The organism is Rickettsia sp. Tenjiku01, assembly GCF_001653015.1.
Classification (GTDB): Bacteria; Pseudomonadota; Alphaproteobacteria; order Rickettsiales; family Rickettsiaceae; genus Rickettsia; species Rickettsia rickettsii.
In genome coordinates, this window is record NZ_BCMR01000017.1 from 1 (window position 1) to 16,533 (window position 16,533).

The following is a 16,533-nucleotide window of genomic DNA, read 5'->3' on the forward strand; positions in this document are numbered from 1 at the left end:
TATTGATAGACGGTAAAATTGAAATACGTCCGATGATGTATATAGCTTTATCTTACGATCATCGTATAATTGACGGGAAAGAAGGAGTATCGTTCTTGGTAAAAATTAAGCAGCTTATTGAGAATCCTGAAAAGTTATTGTTAAATTTGTAAAAAATTGTCATTGCGAGCAGCCGTAGGCTGCATGGCAATCTCATGAAATAATAACCAAACTCCTGAGATTGCTTCGTCAATTACTTCGTAATTTTCCTCACAATGACGTGGTCCCGTTTTTACTCTTTGAAAAAAAAGTAAAATCATTCAAAGAAAGGAAGTATATAATAATGATAAAATGTACTCGTCGTATTGAGTTCGATGCAGGACATAGAATTATAGAACATCAAAATAAATGTCAATTCCTGCACGGTCATCGCTATGTTCTTGAGATCACTATAGCCGCAAACAAAACCGATAAACTTGGTATGGTAATCGATTTTGGTTTAATTAAGGATTTAGCTAAAAAATGGATTGATGAAAATTTTGATCATAGCTTAATCCTACATCAAGACGATAAGGAAATGGGGCAGCAAATAGAAAATTGTACCGGTCAAAAAATATATTACATGCAAAATAACCCGACTGCAGAAAATATAGCGACGCATTTAAAGAATGACATTTTTCCTAAACTTTTCGTAAGTCAAAACTTCTTCGTAACTAGCCTCAAACTATATGAAACACCGAATTGTTTTGTTGAGGTTTAGGCATGCAAGATTGCTGTTTAATTTTAACTACTACTAATGATTTGCAAATTGCCGAGAAAATAGCATCTGTTTTGTTAGAATTAAATCTTACTGCCTGCATTCAAATTGACGATGTCAAAAGTTACTTTAGATGGAATGGTAGAGTAACTTTAGAAACTGAATATAGACTTGTAATTAAAACAAAATCTTCTCATTATAATGAAATTGAAAATAAACTCCTTGAAATTCATAATTATGAATTACCACAAATAATAAAAATAAATATTGACTATGGCTTTCAAAAGTACTTAGAATGGATTAACCAAAATAATCAATAAATTTATAGTTGAGCAAATTTAAAAATTAAGTAAATAAATTATGAAATTATGGCAAAAAGTTACCTTAGGGTTAATCTTAGGTATTATGTTTGGTATATACTTACCACAATATGTTAATTATATTAAACCTATCGGTGACATTTTCTTACGTTTGATAAAAATGATCATTACCCCTTTAATTTTCTTCAGTTTGGTTTCCGGTATCACTAGTATGAATGATAATTCTGCCCTTGGTAGAGTAGGAATGAAAGCGGTAGCCGCTTTTTTAGGTACTACTTTTTTTGCCACGGTTTTTGGACTCACTGTTGCCTTAGTATTAAAGCCAGGAGTAGGCGTACATATAGATTTCACCTCTTCAGAAACGACAAGCAGAACTTCATTTAATATAATTGATTTTTTTGTAAATATCGTCCCTGATAATGCTGTTGGGGCTTTTGCAAACGGTGATGTCTTACAAGTTGTATTTTTTGCTATTTTTGTTGGAATTACCTTAAACAAAATGAAATCTATCGGTGAACCTATTACTGATTTAATTCATGTAATGTCAAAATTAATATTAAAAATGATATCGTTTGTTATTCAATTATCCCCTTACGGTGCTTTTGCTTTAACAGCCTGGATTGTAGGCATGCAGGGAGTTGAGGTAATGATTAGTTTATCGAAACTTGTTGTAGCAGTAGTTGTGGCGATGACATTCCAATATTTAGTTTTTGGCTTACTTATATGTGTATTCTGTCGTGTTTCACCTATACCTTTTTATAAGAAAAGTTTTGAGTATCAGATACTTGCTTTTTCTACTTCAAGCAGTAAGGCAACTCTTGCAACTACTATGCAAGTTTGTCGTGCAAAGCTTGGCATTTCAGAGTCTAGTACTTCGTTCGTACTTCCGATAGGTGCGTCAATTAATATGGACGGCTTTGCTATAAATTTATCTCTTACCACCATATTTTTTGCTCAGATGATGGGAGTAACGCTTGCTCCTCACGACTATTTAGTCATTATTCTCACCTCAACACTTGGATCTATCGGTGGTGCCGGTATTCCCGGTGCCTCTTTGATAATGCTTCCTATGGTTCTTTCTTCGGTTCACTTACCTATAGAGGGAGTAGCAATTATTGCTGGTATTGACCGAATACTTGATATGCTACGTACTACTATCAATATTACCGGTGATGCAACAATTACTATGATTATAGATAACAGCGAAGATACTTTAGATAAGGAAGTATATTTATCTTAATGATATTGCTAACTAAGACCAGACATTGTCATTGCGAACAACTATAAGCATTGTTGTCTGAATTGAAAAATGCGTTTTATGTCATTCCCGCGAAAGCGGGAATCCAAGGAAAAGCGAAATTAAAATATAGTTATCAAAAAGAAGATAATAGAATAGAATTTTTACAAGGTGATTCTAATAAAGTAGAGGCAATATTCCCAAAAGAAAAAATATCTGAAATAGTACATCCTATACTTTGAATAGAAGATGCTCATATTAATACCATAGGTATTTTAGAATATTTTTGAAGAAGGGGATTATTTCATCATTGAAGATACTAATATTGACTATAATAATGCATGCTATGATGTTTGGAGGAAAATTTTAGATGAAAACACTTGTATAGCAACATTAGAAAATTTAAACAATAAAATTAGATTAACTAGCTGATTGAAAGAAAACAAAGATTTATATTTAGTAGCTACAAAAGAAATTAAAGATGTCGTAAATAATAATACAGAAATTATACATATAAAAAATATCGATCAAAAAAATTATAATATAATGACTCCCTATGACGGTGAGGTACGGATTAGCGGAATAGAAGAATTAATTTGTCATATGTATGGAGTAATAGGAATAATTGGTAGTTTGCCTGTATTATATAAAAAAGATAAGAATATTATTAGAGCAGTAGCACCAAGACGTAATTCGCATAATGAACATAGCGCTCAATCGCCGTATAATGATTGAGATTGGCATGTAAATGCTGCATACCGTCCAAATGACCAAGAAGAGTGATAACTTATCTCCTATAGTTGACTATTTAATTTGGGGGATTGTACATAAAGGACATGAGAATCTACCTATAGTATATATTAGCCTTAAAGATATATTAAATCAATTGAGCTACCAAGATATCTTAATCGGGCTAACAACATCGCAGTCGTAGACTGCATGGCACTCCCCAAAAAATAATAAAAAAATTCTGTAAATCAGAATTTTTTCTCTTCCTTACTTCGTCAATTGCTATGCAATTTTCTTGCAATGACAGAAACAGAACATAAGGCAGAAAATTAAGATAGGTTTTTATCCTAACTTGTGAAGTATAAATAGAAACGCTACAAAAATTTAACGGTAAGAATTAAGAAACTTTTTTATTACTTTTCTTTGTTTTGAGTCTTTATGCTATTTCTTGCTTTTATAATTTTCAGTTTAGTTTTAAATGGAGCAACAAATAAAGCAGTATAGTATACTACGTCAGAAGCATGTAAAGTTCCACCGCTATCCAATCTAAAGCTCTTTTCCCTTTACAATCTTTAATTTTTTGATCCGCTCCATATTCTAATAAAATACGAGTAGGTTCAACATTAAGATATGATGATGCATAATAAGGGAAGTCATTCCGGTTTTAGAATTTTGAACATTAGGATTAACACCTAACTTAAGCAAAAGCTTTATTAAATCAAGATTATTTCTTTCTGCGACTAGCATCATTCCGGTAATACCGTCTTCATATCTTAAATTAGGACTCATTCCCTGATTAATTAAAAGTTCGGCAATTTCCGGCTTCATAAATCCTATATTTATATGGATTAAATTCATAGGTGCACCACACTTTAATAAAAAATCGGCAATTTTTATATTATTATTCGATATAGCATAATCTCAAGGAGTCCAGCCCAAGTATGGTTGATTTACTCCATATCCCTCATCTAATATTTTTTTACTTCATCAATATTATCTGCTTTAATAGCATTTGCTATCGGTGTAATTGGATTTTTGACTTTTTGATCATACTCAACACCATTCACATATATCTTTTTTAAACTCAAGTTTACATTCCATAACATGAATAGACGAAATAATAAAAATAATTATAAACTTTAAAATTACTTGAATAATTTTCATATAATCAATCTAGGTACTATGTAGCTATACAGCATTAAACCTTTGTCGGTAAGATAGATATTTTCATCTAGTCTAATTAAGTCTAACGCTTGATAATGCTTAAGATTATTCATATCTAAAATATTCTCTAATTTCGTGTTTAATTTCTGCTCTAATGTAGAAATATTTATACCTTTGCTAAGGCGTAAACCCATCATTAGCACTTCTTCACTAATCTCTTGATGTGTTAACTTAGTATTAGTTTGAATACCAACATTTTTTGTTTTAACCGAATCTAACCATTTTTCAGGTTTATGCCACATCATAATTGCCGATACCGAACTTGAGGATTCAATGATTCTACTATGAGCTCCGGGACCTATACCTAAATAGCTATTATAATTCCAATAAGTTAAATTATGCAAACATTCATACCCTATCATAGCATAATTGGATATTTCATATCTAAAATACTTTTTAGATTCTAGATAATGATTCGTCCATTCATACATTTCAGCTGCCGCATCTGAATGCGGCAAAATCAGATTACCCTCCTTAAATAATTTATAACACGGCGTACCTTTTTCGATAGTCAATTGATAAAGAGAAATATGTGAGGTAGCGAGCTGCATAGCTTGTTTTAATTCTTCTTGCCAATCTTTTAATGTCTGACCGCTACGTGCATATATTAAATCAAATGACACTCGTAGAAAAATCGTATTTGCCGCCTCAATTGTTTTAATGGCCTGCATACAATCATGAGTTCTACCTAATTTTTTTAAATCGTCCTCTTTTAAGGATTGCACTCCTATTGAAACACGATTAATTCCGGCGGCTTTGAATGCTTTAAATTTTTCAGTTTCAAATGATGTGGGATTAGTTTCTAGAGTTATCTCGGTTTGATTATCAATAATTGCTAGATTACTGATTTTATTTATTATTCCTTCAACTATTACAGGATTCATTAAAGAGGGAGTACCGCCCCCAAAAAAAATAGATTTTATATATTTATTTTGAATAATATCCTTAAAATATTCACTTTCAGTTTCATAAGATTTAAGCCACTGATTATGATCTATAGTACTTACTACATGAGAATTAAAATCACAATACGGACATTTGGACAAACAAAAAGGCCAATGAATATAAATACTTAACTTATTAGCCATAACTCTCATATTTTGTATTTTTGCTAGTGCTAACTTAGGTTTTGTGGACATTGCTAAAAAGATTTAATTTTGGTTATTTTTTGCTACAAATTATAAGATTTTTTTGAAAAATGAATAACTATTTCTACAAAAATCTTATTAATTTTCGCTAAAAAAGACCTCAAAATAGCAAATCAATTAGCAATGTCCACAAAACCTAGCATTTTCTTTGATGTTATTCAAGGTGAATGAAAAAACACTATTCTAATTCAAAGAAAACTTTAAATAAAGCTTTTAATTTAATAGATATTATTAAAATAATGAAAAAAAATTACCCACTATTTTATAATTTTTTGTGTTCAAGCTATGGGAAGTAATAATGAACAAATATATAACCCAAAAGACACTAAATTTCTAGAAACAGCTGAAGCTCTAAAATGGGCAAAAGAGCATACTGATAAAACAGCAAAGGCTTGCCAATCTATGCCTACTTATAAGGTAGTTAAGAAAGAAATAGAGTCTGTTTGCTATGATCAAAGAAAAACTCCTTTTGGTGCTATACGTAAAGGTTACGTGTATAATTTTTGGATGGATTATAAAAACCCGCAAGGTTTATGGAGTAGGACATTGGTTGAGAATTACTCGAAAGATAAACCAACTTGGGAAGTTCTAATCGATTTTGATAAATTATCCAAAAAACTCGGTAAAAAAGTAATGTATCGAGGTGGGAGTGATTGTTTTCAAAATCCTAATCGTTTCTTAATGACCATGTCATTTGGCGGTAAGGATGAGATGTTTTTTAGAGCATGGGATTTAGAGCAAAAGATTTTGTAAAAAATGGTTTTGAGCCAAAAACAATTAGCGGGAAATTACTAGAAGGTAAATTTACTGTCCCTACTTGGGTTGATCAAGATACTATTATATTTATCCAGTTTTGCATCAAGAGGAAGTGACTGACTCTTTATATCCTAGCTTGCTCTACATATGGAAGCGAGGAGAACCTATAGAGAAAGCCAAAAAACTATTTGAAATACCAAAGAATTATACAAGTAAGCTTTTACCGATAATATTTCTTCATCTTTAATATTTATATCTGCAGATAAGGCTTTTTATAATTACGATAATTATATTATAGATACTAAAGATGAGAGCTTAAAATTACAAAAAATAAATATGCCATCAGATGCAATACCTGAAGGTTCTTTTAAAGAATATGTTATTTTTTGGCTACTGCGTTCCGATGGGCAATTTCAAGATAGTAATATAAAGCAGGTTCACTTGTTGCCATACACTACGCTGATCTTCTAAAAGAAGATAGCGATAAAGCTAACTTAAAAATATTATTTACCCCAACAGAGAGGGAAATATTGTATTTTGTAGGAATGACTAAAGATACGGTATTTTTAACTAGCTATGAGAATGTTATTTCAAAAGTAGTAACATTTACATTAGAAAATCATGAATGGACAAAACCGGTAACTTTACTGTCTTATGAAAATACAATTTTTGATATGTTGTCTGATGATGAGGAAGAAGATGCATTAATTACTATAGAAAATTCTATAGTTCCTCCCACTATCTATTTATGGGATAAAACTCATGAATTAAAAGTTATTAGAAAGCCTTTATATCCGTTTGATAGCAAAAATTATGCTGTAGATCAAAAGGAAGCTACAAGCTCGGATGGAGTTAAAATACCATATTTTATTGTCTATAAAAAAGGTACAAAGATTGTAAGAATCCAACATTACTTGAAGCATACAGCGGTTTTCAAGTAATCAACTCTCCATATTTCTCTCGCATGGAAAATGAAGTATGGGTTAAAACATGGCGGGGTTAGTGTTCTTGCTAATATTAAAGGTGGCGGAGAGTTTGGTCCTGAGTGGCATAAGGCGACTCAAGGAATAAAACGTCAAACCGGCTTGAATGATTTTATTGCAGTAGCAGAGGATTTAATAAAGCAAAATATTACTAGCCCTGAGTATTTAGGAATTAAAGGAGGAAGTAACGGCGGATTGCTAGTAAGTGTTGCAATGACACAGCGTCCTGATTTATTTGGAGCTATAGCATATGAAGTGCCGATACTTGATACGATATAAAGAATTCGGAGCAGGACATTCATGGGGTACAGAATATGGTGATCCAAAGTAGAAGATTTAGTACATATCAAAAAATATGCACCGCTAGAGAATTTATCTTTAACGCAAAAATACCAAGCTGTGTTTAATTACAGATTCAGTATTAGAGCAGCGTGTACACCCATGACATGGAAGAATTTTTGAGTATGTGCTTGAGAAAAACCCGCATACTAAAACTTACTTTCTAGGAAGAGTAGATAGTGGGCATGGTAGTGGTAGTGATTTAAAAGATAGTGCCAATTATTTGATCAATATTTATACATTTTTTGCAAATACTTTGAAATTAAAAATTAATTAAATTTCATACTAGGTCAATATGTGTTACTGATTATACTACTGGATAGTTTAAAAAAACCGTCGATGTCATTCCTGCGAAGACACATGGGTGTCAACTTAAGGAAAAGGTCACCCCGTGGCTTGACCACAGGATCCATATAATTTTAGTATTTTTAACTGGATCCCGTAATCAAGTCGGCATTGTTGCATGGATCGGAAAACCTACTCGATGTCATTCCCGCGTAGGCGGGAATCCAGAAAAATAACTTCAATATTGCTACAGAAGTTACATACTTGATAAAATAACCATACAAACACTTGTTTTTATATGCTTGACTGGATTTCCGCTTCGCAGGAATGACATAATGTAGATATAATATAAATTCAAGAAAACAATTTTCCAATTCCGCTACGTAATAGATTTTTAGGATTCATTTTACTGGCTTTTTTCATTATCTCGTTTATTTGTTTATATTGCTTTAGCAAAATATTTACCTTTTGTACCGTAGTTCCTGCTCCAACAGCTATACGTTTCCTACGAGAAGCATTAATTATATCGGGATTTTTACGTTCTTTTGGCGTCATAGATAAAATAATTGCTTCTTGATGTTCAATTATTTTACTATTTAATTTTGATTGATCTATTTGATCCATAATTTTACCGCTACCCGGTAACATACTAAGTATACTTCCAAAACCTCCCATTTTTTTTATACTTCTCATTTGCTGAAGATAATCATTTAAATCAAACTTACCCTTTTTTAATTTAGCTTCCGTTTTTTCGGCTTCTTCTCTATCAACAATACTAGCTGCTTTTTCAACAAAAGAGATAATATCACCCATATCCAGTATTCGAGAAGCTAAACGTTCAGCATCGAATTCTTCTAAATCACTTAGGTTTTCACCGCTACTTAAAAATTTAATCGGCTTTTTAGTAATATATTTTACACTGAGTGCTGCACCACCCTTGGAATCGCCATCAATTCTAGATAAAATTAATCCTGAAATTGCTAACTTTTCATTAAAACTACTTGCCGTAACTACTGCATCCTGCCCTGTCATACTGTCGATTACCAACAAAGTTTCTGTAGGCTCCACTATCTTTTTTATTGCAAGCGCTTCCTCCATCATCGCTTTATCAATGTGTGTACGACCTGCCGTATCATAAATTACGACATCATAAGCAGAAATTTTAGCCTCGGCAATAGCTCTTTTGACAATATCGAGGGGTTTCTCACCTTGCACAATAGGTAATGAATTAATCTGTACTGAGTTTGCAAGTATAGCGAGTTGCTCTTGTGCGGCCGGTCTGTAAGTATCCAAAGAAACAAGTAAAACTTTCTTATTTTGATTTCTAAGCCGTAAAGCAAGCTTACTACTCGCCGTAGTTTTACCACTCCCTTGCAGCCCTACCATTAGGAAATTTACAGGCGGCTTTGAATTTAAATTTAGCTTTGTCTCACTTTTACTTGAAGCTAAGAGATTGATCATCTCTTCATGGATAATTTTAATTATCATCTGTCCAGGTGAAACAGACTTAATAACCTCCTGCCCTAAAGCTTTCTGTTTAACTTCCGCTATAAAATCTTTTATCACCGGTAATGCAACATCTGACTCTAAAAGAGCCACTCTTATATCCCGCATAGCAGCATCTATTTGGGCTTCCGTCAAAATACCTGAGCTAACTAGCTTATCAAAAATCTTCGTTAAATTTTGTGTTAAAGTTTTAAACATGCAAATAATTTAATTTATAAAGTTCCTAAAACCTAACATATACTACGAGTAAATGAACAATAGTCAAAATAAAACATAAATTAAATTTATATTCTAGAGGGAAGCCGCTTTCTATCTTGAATATCTATTAACTATTTTTTTAAAAAAAGGAGTATCTCAATATATTTTGTTGTTTTATGGATAACATAGAAAGGAACGTAGTGATATCGTGTTAATTACTAGAAAACTCATTCACCACTAATATATAACTTGTTTTTAAGTCCAAATCATAATCAATGGTATTATATATTAACTTTTTTATGTCGATAAATTTTTGCAGTAAATATGAAGGGTGTCTATTTGATAGTTTATTAAAAATCTTATTTTCCAAATCTAGAAGTTCAATATTAACGTTGGCAGATTTTTTAAGGATTCTATTCATTAATAATAATAAATTATCAATAAAATCTAGCCATAATTCTCGGTCTTTAGTATTAAAGCGATTAATAAAATCTAACGTTTTGTTATCTGCTATCGACTGAATAAACTCGGAATATAATTCGTTTTTAGTATGATGGATAGATGATCTAACATTAATTTTAAAACATCTTGATCTAATTGTAGAAATAATACTTGCAGCTCTTGAAGTAATTAAAAAAATGTAACTATTCTTTGGTGCATCTTCAAGCATTTTTAAGCATGAATTCGCTGCATTCAAATTCATAAGCTCTGCCGAATAAATTATTGCAACTTTATAACCTGAAATTGCAGAAGTTTTACTTAAGAAGTCTTGTAATTTTCTTATTTGTTCAATAGAAATATTTTTAGCATTAGATGTAGCTGAAGTTTCCCTAGCGATGAAATGATAATCAGGATTATTTTCAAGAGGAATGCTATTCTTAAAAAGCTTAATATATATAAACTCTTCTAAATCTTTTAAAGCTTGCTCTATATTTTCGGCTTCGATAAGCCAACTATTGTATAGCTTATTATGTTTTAAGTTAAACTCTAGGCGTTCAATTATCAATGGTTGTAATATCATTATGAATTGTACTTAAGAAGTATTCTATATCATTCCGGCTTTTGCAGAGAATTATTGTATGAGCTGGTTTTTCTAGTGTCACCCCGCAAGCGTGTAACGGGGTTCGGAAATTATTAGTACTGTAAATACGTTACTTCTTTTAATTACAAGCTTCTTTCATTTTTCTTCCGGCTCTAAAAGTAGGTTGATTGTAAGCATCTATTTTCATTTTTGCTCCGGTTTTTGGGTTACGACCCTCACGTGCTTTTCTATGATGTATTTCAAATGAACCGAAACCTGTTATATTAATATTGTGGTGGCTCTTTATAGCACTAATCACACTATCAAGAACTAAATTAAGTGCTTTCTCGGCTTCAGCTTTTGTTAATGTTTTATGTGCAGCATTTTTATGATTATGACCATGGTCGGTCATAAATGCTATAAATTCGGTTTTATTCATTTTTTTTGGTTCTTTTTTGTTATGTGTACTCATAATAAAATCAATTCTCCTTTGATAGGTTAATATGTATTGATGTTTTTATAAAAAAATATATACAACTGGCAATAATATACATCAATATATTTTTTATGTGAGTTAATTATAACAAACTACCCACATACTGCAAATGCCAGTTATTTACAAAATTTAAAATATATACGTTATTATATTAATTTATAGAAAAATGTAGCCATTTTACATCAGTAATACTGTTAAAACTATCTTCATCAAGTAATTAAAGTGAAAATTTATCGTTAAAACCCTAATTTATTGTCAGTAGTAAATTACAAAAACTAATTTTCTACTCTATAAAAAATTATAAGTTTTTTAATAAAAAACAATATATACTTAATTTACATAAAAAGTGGAAACCGTCTTTCACCTTTTATATAGAATATTTCTAACCGAATAGCAGATTATGTAATAATTCACTATGCACATTAATTTAGAATAAAATTTCAAAAATATATTAAATCCAATGTTATTGTCTAAAATTTGTATTAAACGCCCTGTCTTTGCTACAGTTTTGAATTTGGTTATCGTAGCTCTTGGAGCAATTTTTTTTACCAAACTACAAATTAGAGGTACTCCGGATATTTCAGTTCCTATTATAAATGTCGCAGCTCATTATGCAGGTGCCGATGCCTTATATATGGAACAAGAAATAACAACACGTATAGAAAAAGCTTTAAAGACGGTTAAAAATTTAGATTATATAACTTCTCAAAGTTCTACCGGCGAAAGTAGTATTACTTTATCGTTTCTATTATCTACCGATATTGAAGTAGCACTAAACGATGTCCGCGCCAAAATATCGGATATCACTTATATGTTCCCGCAAGATATGAAAGCCCCATCAGTTACAAAACTTAATGCCGATAGTTTCCCAAGCCTCTTCATAAGCATTGAAAGTGATCAATATAGCGATTTAGAATTAACAAAGATCGTCGAAGATAATCTACAAACACCGTTAGATAAACTTGAAAGCGTAGGACAGTCACAAATTTACGGCGGTCGGGAATATATAATGAGAATAGAACCCGATTCTAAAAAATTATATCAACATAAAATTTCTTTATTGGAGATTGAATCCGCAATAAAAGAGCAAAATAAAGATTATCCCGCAGGTACGATTAAAACAAAAAGCAATAATTTTATAGTAACTCTTGAAGGTTCTTTATCTACACCGGAAGAATTCGGTAATATTATTCTAAAAGTACAAAACGGAGGTATCATAAAATTACGAGATATAGCAAAAATATCTTTAACTTCTCCCGATGAGGACATAATTTTTAGATATAACGGCAAAAGCTCTATTGCCCTTGGTCTTATAAAAGAATCAAAAGCTAACGTCATAGATTTATCACATGAAGTAACTAAAGCACTAGAAAGAATTAAAATGCCCAAAGGAATAAGCATAGGTATCGCATATGATGGAGCAACACCTGTAAAAGCATCAATTTATGCAGTATTTCAAACAATTTTTGAAGCTTTAATATTAGTAGTTTTAGTCACTTATTTATTTCTTGCTTCTGCTAAAATTACCTTAATTCCGTTTGTAACGATTCCGGTATCGTTGATCGGTACTTTTAGCGTAATGTATGCTTTTGGGTTTTCTATTAATATATTTACGCTCCTTGCTATGATACTTGCTATAGGTTTAGTGGTCGATGATGCGATAGTTATGCTTGAAAACATTTTTAGATATAATGAAATGGGGCATAAACCCATGGAAGCGGCTATGCTTGCTTCTAAAGAAATCGGCTTTGCAATCATTGCTATGACTATTACGCTTGCTGCCGTATTTTTACCCGTGGGTTTTATAGAGGGTTTTATCGGGAAATTATTTATTGAATTTGCTTGGACTTTAGCATTTTGTGTTTTGTTCTCAGGATTTGTTGCTTTAACTTTAACTCCTATGATGTCAAGTCGTATGGTTACAAAACATAATACGGACTTACCGAAATTCTTAGTAAAGTTTAACGACATTCTACAATTTATTCAAAATAAATATATTTACTATCTAAAGCTAACTTTAGACCATAAAAAGCAATTTGTCATCATTATTGCATCATCATTTATAGTGCTGATTATTAGTTTTAAATTTACTCAAAAAATTTTCGTACCCCAAGAAGATGATGGGTTCTTACAAGTTTCTCTTAAAGGTCCTGAAGGTTCTAATTTAGAATCTTCTACTAAAGTAGTGAAAGAAACCGAAAAAATCCTTGCTAATTATAAAGATATATTAGGTTATCTGATGGTAATAGGTGCAGGCGGTAGCGATAACGTTTTTGGATTCATTCCTCTAAAAAATTGGGGTGAGCGTTCTTGTTCCCAAGAAACTATTAAGAATATGTTAAATAAGCAGTTTTCTGAAATACCGGGCATGTCGATTTACGCTATGGATCCACGTTCAATGGTTAGCGGGAATGCAAGTAGCCCTATCGAGTTTACTATTCAAACGAACCTTGAATATGATGATCTAGATAAAATATCACAACAATTTATTGATATAATGAAAACAAATCCTATTTTCTTAAACGTCAATAGAAATTTACAATCGGCAATGCCAACTATAAGTATAACAGTCAACCGTGATAAGGCTTATTTATACGGAATGGATTTGGCAAATATAGGCAAAACGGTACAATATTTACTTGCAGGTCAACAAATCGGGCATTTTAGAATGAGTAATGATTTATATGACGTTATATTACAATTTAATCAAAAAGATCGAAAAGATATTAGCGATTTTAGTAAAATTTTAATCAGAGCAAAAAATAATAATATGTTACCGCTTGAATCGATAGCCAATATTACGGAAAAAATATCAGTAAAATCATATAGTCATTATAATAATTCAAAATCCGTTACTATTTCTTCCGATCTTGCTCCTGACAGGAAAATTGATGATGCAATTAATGAAATCAATAAAATAGCCGCTAAGTTACTTGATCCTAGTAATACTATAATTGAATATATCGGAGAAATTAAACAAATGAGAGAGGCAGACAGTAATATGCTTATAACATTTGTGTTTGCTCTTATATTTATCTATTTAGTGCTTGCAGCTCAATTTGAAAGCTTTACTGACCCTTTATTAATATTACTCGCCGTACCTTTCTCAATAACCGGTGGTGTACTTGCTCTCTGGCTTGCCGGTAATAGCCTTAATATGTATAGTAATATCGGACTTATTACTTTAATTGGATTAATTACTAAGAATTCTATTATGATAGTAGAATTTGCTAATCAGCTAAGAGCAACAGGAGTAAAGGTTCAAGAAGCTATAATAGAATCCTCAAAACTTCGCTTGCGTCCAATTCTTATGACTACTCTTGCTGCCGTAGTCGGAGCTTTACCTCTAGTTTTTGCAGACGGGGCCAGTGCTGCTGCTCGTAATTCTATAGGCTTTGTAATAGTTGGAGGATTAAGCATCGGTACTATATTTACAATTTTTGTTATACCTGTAATATATCACACTTTTAAGAAGGATTAATAAATTATAGAATACTAAAATTTAGTAGACATATAGCTCAAAATGAGAAATGATTATTTTACGTTAGTTTTGTTGCATGGCTCGGAAAACGCATATAGTGTCATCCCGAGGCCTCGCCACGGGATCCAAAAATGTAACCCATAATACTAGTGTCATTTTAGTATTTTAACTGGACCCCGCTATCAAGTTGTGGGATGACAGAGGTATGAGCCACACAACAAGGTCTTTTACGTTTAACTAAAAGGAGCTTAACTATGTTAATAACTACTTCTAATAATCCACTTATTACTACTGTACATTTATTATCTTCTATAGGTGCTATAAATTGGGGCTTAGTCGGATTATTTAATTTTAATTTAGTCACACTTTTATTTGGCTTATTTCCAATTATTGTTACAATACTTTATATCATAATAGGCTTTTGTGGTGTATATTCTTTCCTTTGTTTAGGTAAACTATTTTGTAAACCCGGAATAGAAAAGGCGAAGTAACTCTACCTTTTCGTCATTGCGAGCAGCCATAGGCTGCGTGGCAATCTCATGAAATCATAACAAACTCCTGAGATTGCTTCGTCAATTGCTATGCAATTTCCTCGCAATGACTCCCTAACAACCTCACTTGTGCTATAGCAGTTATTGCTGCTGTTTCAGCACGTAATATATTACTTCCTAAACTTATAGATTTTGTATTCTTATATGAGGCAAGAAGTTCCAGCTCATCATTAGTAAAGCCTCCCTCCGGTCCTACAATAATAGTTATATCACTATTACTAAGTGATGATGAAATTCGTAATATAGAATTTCCTTCTTTTTCATGTTCATTAGCATATAACATCAAATTATTATTCTTTTTTAGGTAATCTTGTATTGTGATAGCTTTTTCAATTATCGGGGGAGTAAGACGTTCTGATTGCTCTGTGGCCTCAATAACACATTTCGTTAAACGTTCGATATTTACCGATCTAAATTGACACCACCTAGTAATTAACGGAATAATTTTAGTTATACCGAGTTGCGTAGCCATATTTATTGCAAGCATTAATTTATCTTGCTTTATTATAGCAACAGCAAGAGTTAACGTAGATTCTGTATAAGGCTTTTTTAACTGTTCTTTAAGTCTAACCGATAGGTTATTTTTACCTATATCGTTAATTTGTGCTAGAAATTCTCCATCCGTACCGTTAAAGAGACGTAAGCCATCATTTACTTTAAGACGTAGCACCGTTTTGACATAATGAACATGATCACTTGCTAATTCTAGCTTGCTATTTTCAGCTAAACGACTATTAATATAAATACGGTTATATTTCATATATTTAGTACTATGGACGATAAAAAAGATAATAGACATCTTTCCAAACCAGCTTATAGAGAGGAATGTACAGGAGACACGGAACGCAGCACTACAGCGTATATGGACATACGTGAGGATGTGAGTACCGGATCGACGTCTAAATTACCTCTAGAAGCGAAGTTTGTAAAGATATCTAATAATATATCAGACAAAGAAAATTTACCAAAGGAAAAAGAAATTGGTGGTGTTAAAGGTCTAGAACCGACAAGATACGGGGACTGGCAGCATAAAGGTAAAGTCACAGATTTCTAATGCCTTGCCTTCAACACACTAAAATTTTACCCTATAAACCGCAAGAATTGTTTGATTTGGTCTGGGATGTAAAATCTTATCCTAAATTCTTGCCTTGGTGTTCTGCTTCTAGAATTATTTCAGAAAATAATCAAGAGGTTATTGCTGAATTAGTAATTCAGTTAAAAGGCTTTTCAGAAAAATATAACTCACGAGTTACAAGCAAAATAACAGATGATGGAATATATTTGATTAATACGGTAGCTATTTCAGGACCTTTTGAATATTTAAAAAGTACTTGGCAATTTGTTCCATGCACGGCAGGAACTGCATTAAAATTCTTTATTGATTTTAAAATGAAATCCGTAATACTGGATAAATTAATCGGCACTTATTTTACCAAAGCAACCGAAAAAATGATTATCGCTTTCGAAAGGAGAGCTAAAGAGGTTATTAAATAAAAAAGAGTAAGGTTATAGATCTGTAACCT

At 31.8% G+C, this 16,533-nt stretch carries 18 protein-coding genes and 1 pseudogene; 12 read left to right on the plus strand and 7 right to left on the minus strand.

The features are described from left to right. Positions 1-152, plus strand: a 152-nt coding sequence (locus TENJIKU01_RS07745; protein ID WP_172795046.1) for a 2-oxo acid dehydrogenase subunit E2, incomplete at its 5' end; no start/stop codon positions are given. Here the strand turns inward: TENJIKU01_RS07745 and TENJIKU01_RS08955 are convergent. Next, positions 141-299 carry a hypothetical protein gene (locus TENJIKU01_RS08955; protein WP_172795045.1) on the minus strand — a complete coding sequence of 53 codons (159 nt, stop codon included), beginning with the start codon at positions 297-299 and terminating at the stop codon, positions 141-143. The two genes, TENJIKU01_RS07745 and TENJIKU01_RS08955, sit on opposite strands and share 12 nt — an antisense overlap. A gap of 23 nt (positions 300-322) precedes the next feature. Here TENJIKU01_RS08955 and TENJIKU01_RS04915 point away from each other — a divergent pair, with 23 nt between their 5' ends. The 6 genes from TENJIKU01_RS04915 to TENJIKU01_RS04940 all read left to right on the plus strand — a co-directional run bounded on the left by TENJIKU01_RS04915 (position 323) and on the right by TENJIKU01_RS04940 (position 3,227). Next, positions 323-739, plus strand: a complete 417-nt coding sequence (locus tag TENJIKU01_RS04915) for a 6-pyruvoyl trahydropterin synthase family protein (protein WP_064429415.1) — start codon at positions 323-325, stop codon at positions 737-739. Positions 740-741: 2 nt separating this feature from the next. Further along, positions 742-1,056 (plus strand): divalent-cation tolerance protein CutA, encoded by a 315-nt coding sequence (cutA, locus tag TENJIKU01_RS04920; protein WP_064429416.1) that lies wholly within the window; start codon positions 742-744, stop codon positions 1,054-1,056. A 40-nt stretch (positions 1,057-1,096) separates the two neighbouring features. Further along, entirely contained in the window at positions 1,097-2,296 is a 1,200-nt protein-coding gene (locus TENJIKU01_RS04925) for a dicarboxylate/amino acid:cation symporter (protein WP_064429417.1), read from the plus strand. A gap of 53 nt (positions 2,297-2,349) precedes the next feature. Next, positions 2,350-2,535, plus strand: coding sequence for a hypothetical protein (locus TENJIKU01_RS04930; protein ID WP_014013930.1), 186 nt, complete (start codon positions 2,350-2,352; stop codon positions 2,533-2,535). A gap of 304 nt (positions 2,536-2,839) precedes the next feature. After that, on the plus strand, positions 2,840-3,028 hold the full coding sequence (locus TENJIKU01_RS10725) for a hypothetical protein (protein ID WP_064429450.1): 189 nt from the start codon (positions 2,840-2,842) through the stop codon (positions 3,026-3,028). 31 nt (positions 3,029-3,059) lie between these two features. Next, positions 3,060-3,227, plus strand: coding sequence for a hypothetical protein (locus tag TENJIKU01_RS04940; RefSeq protein ID WP_227780008.1), 168 nt, complete (start codon positions 3,060-3,062; stop codon positions 3,225-3,227). 392 nt (positions 3,228-3,619) lie between these two features. On the opposite strand, the gene TENJIKU01_RS04945 is transcribed toward TENJIKU01_RS04940, so the two are convergent. After that, complete coding sequence (locus TENJIKU01_RS04945) at positions 3,620-3,934, minus strand: ankyrin repeat domain-containing protein (protein WP_227780014.1); 315 nt, start codon at positions 3,932-3,934, stop codon at positions 3,620-3,622. A 248-nt stretch (positions 3,935-4,182) separates the two neighbouring features. Continuing rightward, entirely contained in the window at positions 4,183-5,385 is a 1,203-nt protein-coding gene (gene hemW, locus TENJIKU01_RS04950) for a radical SAM family heme chaperone HemW (RefSeq protein WP_064429419.1), read from the minus strand. Positions 5,386-5,679: 294 nt separating this feature from the next. Here hemW and TENJIKU01_RS09815 point away from each other — a divergent pair. After that, a pseudogene (locus TENJIKU01_RS09815) lies at positions 5,680-7,749 on the plus strand (prolyl oligopeptidase family serine peptidase). 362 nt (positions 7,750-8,111) lie between these two features. Here the strand turns inward: TENJIKU01_RS09815 and ffh are convergent. From ffh to TENJIKU01_RS04990, 3 genes are all read right to left on the minus strand, one after another. Then, positions 8,112-9,461 (minus strand): signal recognition particle protein, encoded by a 1,350-nt coding sequence (gene ffh, locus TENJIKU01_RS04980; protein WP_064429423.1) that lies wholly within the window; start codon positions 9,459-9,461, stop codon positions 8,112-8,114. A 211-nt stretch (positions 9,462-9,672) separates the two neighbouring features. Continuing rightward, complete coding sequence (locus TENJIKU01_RS04985; protein ID WP_172795047.1) at positions 9,673-10,482, minus strand: DNA polymerase III subunit delta'; 810 nt, start codon at positions 10,480-10,482, stop codon at positions 9,673-9,675. A gap of 139 nt (positions 10,483-10,621) precedes the next feature. Continuing rightward, the gene (locus TENJIKU01_RS04990; protein ID WP_064429424.1) at positions 10,622-10,954 is read right to left on the minus strand and encodes an HU family DNA-binding protein; all 333 of its coding nucleotides are present in this window, start codon (positions 10,952-10,954) and stop codon (positions 10,622-10,624) included. Between the two features lie 484 nt (positions 10,955-11,438). Here TENJIKU01_RS04990 and TENJIKU01_RS04995 point away from each other — a divergent pair, with 484 nt between their 5' ends. Together TENJIKU01_RS04995 and TENJIKU01_RS05000 are read left to right on the plus strand one after the other, a co-directional pair. Beyond that, a complete protein-coding gene (locus TENJIKU01_RS04995; protein ID WP_064429425.1) occupies positions 11,439-14,459 on the plus strand; it encodes an efflux RND transporter permease subunit in 3,021 nt (1,006 codons plus the stop codon). A 254-nt stretch (positions 14,460-14,713) separates the two neighbouring features. Further along, on the plus strand, positions 14,714-14,950 hold the full coding sequence (locus TENJIKU01_RS05000) for a DUF378 domain-containing protein (protein WP_064429426.1): 237 nt from the start codon (positions 14,714-14,716) through the stop codon (positions 14,948-14,950). Between the two features lie 88 nt (positions 14,951-15,038). Here the strand turns inward: TENJIKU01_RS05000 and TENJIKU01_RS05005 are convergent, their stop codons facing one another. Beyond that, on the minus strand, positions 15,039-15,770 hold the full coding sequence (locus tag TENJIKU01_RS05005) for a 16S rRNA (uracil(1498)-N(3))-methyltransferase (RefSeq protein WP_064429453.1): 732 nt from the start codon (positions 15,768-15,770) through the stop codon (positions 15,039-15,041). A gap of 12 nt (positions 15,771-15,782) precedes the next feature. Between TENJIKU01_RS05005 and TENJIKU01_RS05010 the strand changes: the two genes are divergently transcribed. Both TENJIKU01_RS05010 and TENJIKU01_RS05015 read left to right on the plus strand, forming a co-directional pair. Next, on the plus strand, positions 15,783-16,064 hold the full coding sequence (locus tag TENJIKU01_RS05010) for a DUF1674 domain-containing protein (RefSeq protein WP_064429427.1): 282 nt from the start codon (positions 15,783-15,785) through the stop codon (positions 16,062-16,064). Beyond that, complete coding sequence (locus TENJIKU01_RS05015) at positions 16,064-16,504, plus strand: type II toxin-antitoxin system RatA family toxin (protein WP_064429428.1); 441 nt, start codon at positions 16,064-16,066, stop codon at positions 16,502-16,504. The genes TENJIKU01_RS05010 and TENJIKU01_RS05015 overlap by 1 nt, the downstream gene beginning before the upstream one ends. The last annotated feature ends 29 nt before the right edge of the window (positions 16,505-16,533 follow it).

Excerpts from the sequence above, each read along its gene's own strand:
- ffh (WP_064429423.1), bottom strand. The coding sequence starts at position 9,461 with ATGTTTAAAACTTTAACACAAAATTTAACGAAGATTTTTGATAAGCTA.
- TENJIKU01_RS04915 (WP_064429415.1), top strand. The coding sequence starts at position 323 with ATGATAAAATGTACTCGTCGTATTGAGTTCGATGCAGGACATAGAATT.
- TENJIKU01_RS04990 (WP_064429424.1), bottom strand. The coding sequence starts at position 10,954 with ATGAGTACACATAACAAAAAAGAACCAAAAAAAATGAATAAAACCGAA.
- TENJIKU01_RS10725 (WP_064429450.1), top strand. The coding sequence starts at position 2,840 with ATGACTCCCTATGACGGTGAGGTACGGATTAGCGGAATAGAAGAATTA.
- cutA (WP_064429416.1), top strand. The coding sequence starts at position 742 with ATGCAAGATTGCTGTTTAATTTTAACTACTACTAATGATTTGCAAATT.
- TENJIKU01_RS04925 (WP_064429417.1), top strand. The coding sequence starts at position 1,097 with ATGAAATTATGGCAAAAAGTTACCTTAGGGTTAATCTTAGGTATTATG.
- TENJIKU01_RS04985 (WP_172795047.1), bottom strand. The coding sequence starts at position 10,482 with ATGATATTACAACCATTGATAATTGAACGCCTAGAGTTTAACTTAAAA.
- TENJIKU01_RS04940 (WP_227780008.1), top strand. The coding sequence starts at position 3,060 with ATGACCAAGAAGAGTGATAACTTATCTCCTATAGTTGACTATTTAATT.
- TENJIKU01_RS08955 (WP_172795045.1), bottom strand. The coding sequence starts at position 299 with ATGATTTTACTTTTTTTTCAAAGAGTAAAAACGGGACCACGTCATTGT.
- TENJIKU01_RS05015 (WP_064429428.1), top strand. The coding sequence starts at position 16,064 with ATGCCTTGCCTTCAACACACTAAAATTTTACCCTATAAACCGCAAGAA.
- TENJIKU01_RS04995 (WP_064429425.1), top strand. The coding sequence starts at position 11,439 with ATGTTATTGTCTAAAATTTGTATTAAACGCCCTGTCTTTGCTACAGTT.
- TENJIKU01_RS05010 (WP_064429427.1), top strand. The coding sequence starts at position 15,783 with ATGGACGATAAAAAAGATAATAGACATCTTTCCAAACCAGCTTATAGA.
- TENJIKU01_RS05000 (WP_064429426.1), top strand. The coding sequence starts at position 14,714 with ATGTTAATAACTACTTCTAATAATCCACTTATTACTACTGTACATTTA.
- TENJIKU01_RS05005 (WP_064429453.1), bottom strand. The coding sequence starts at position 15,770 with ATGAAATATAACCGTATTTATATTAATAGTCGTTTAGCTGAAAATAGC.
- hemW (WP_064429419.1), bottom strand. The coding sequence starts at position 5,385 with ATGTCCACAAAACCTAAGTTAGCACTAGCAAAAATACAAAATATGAGA.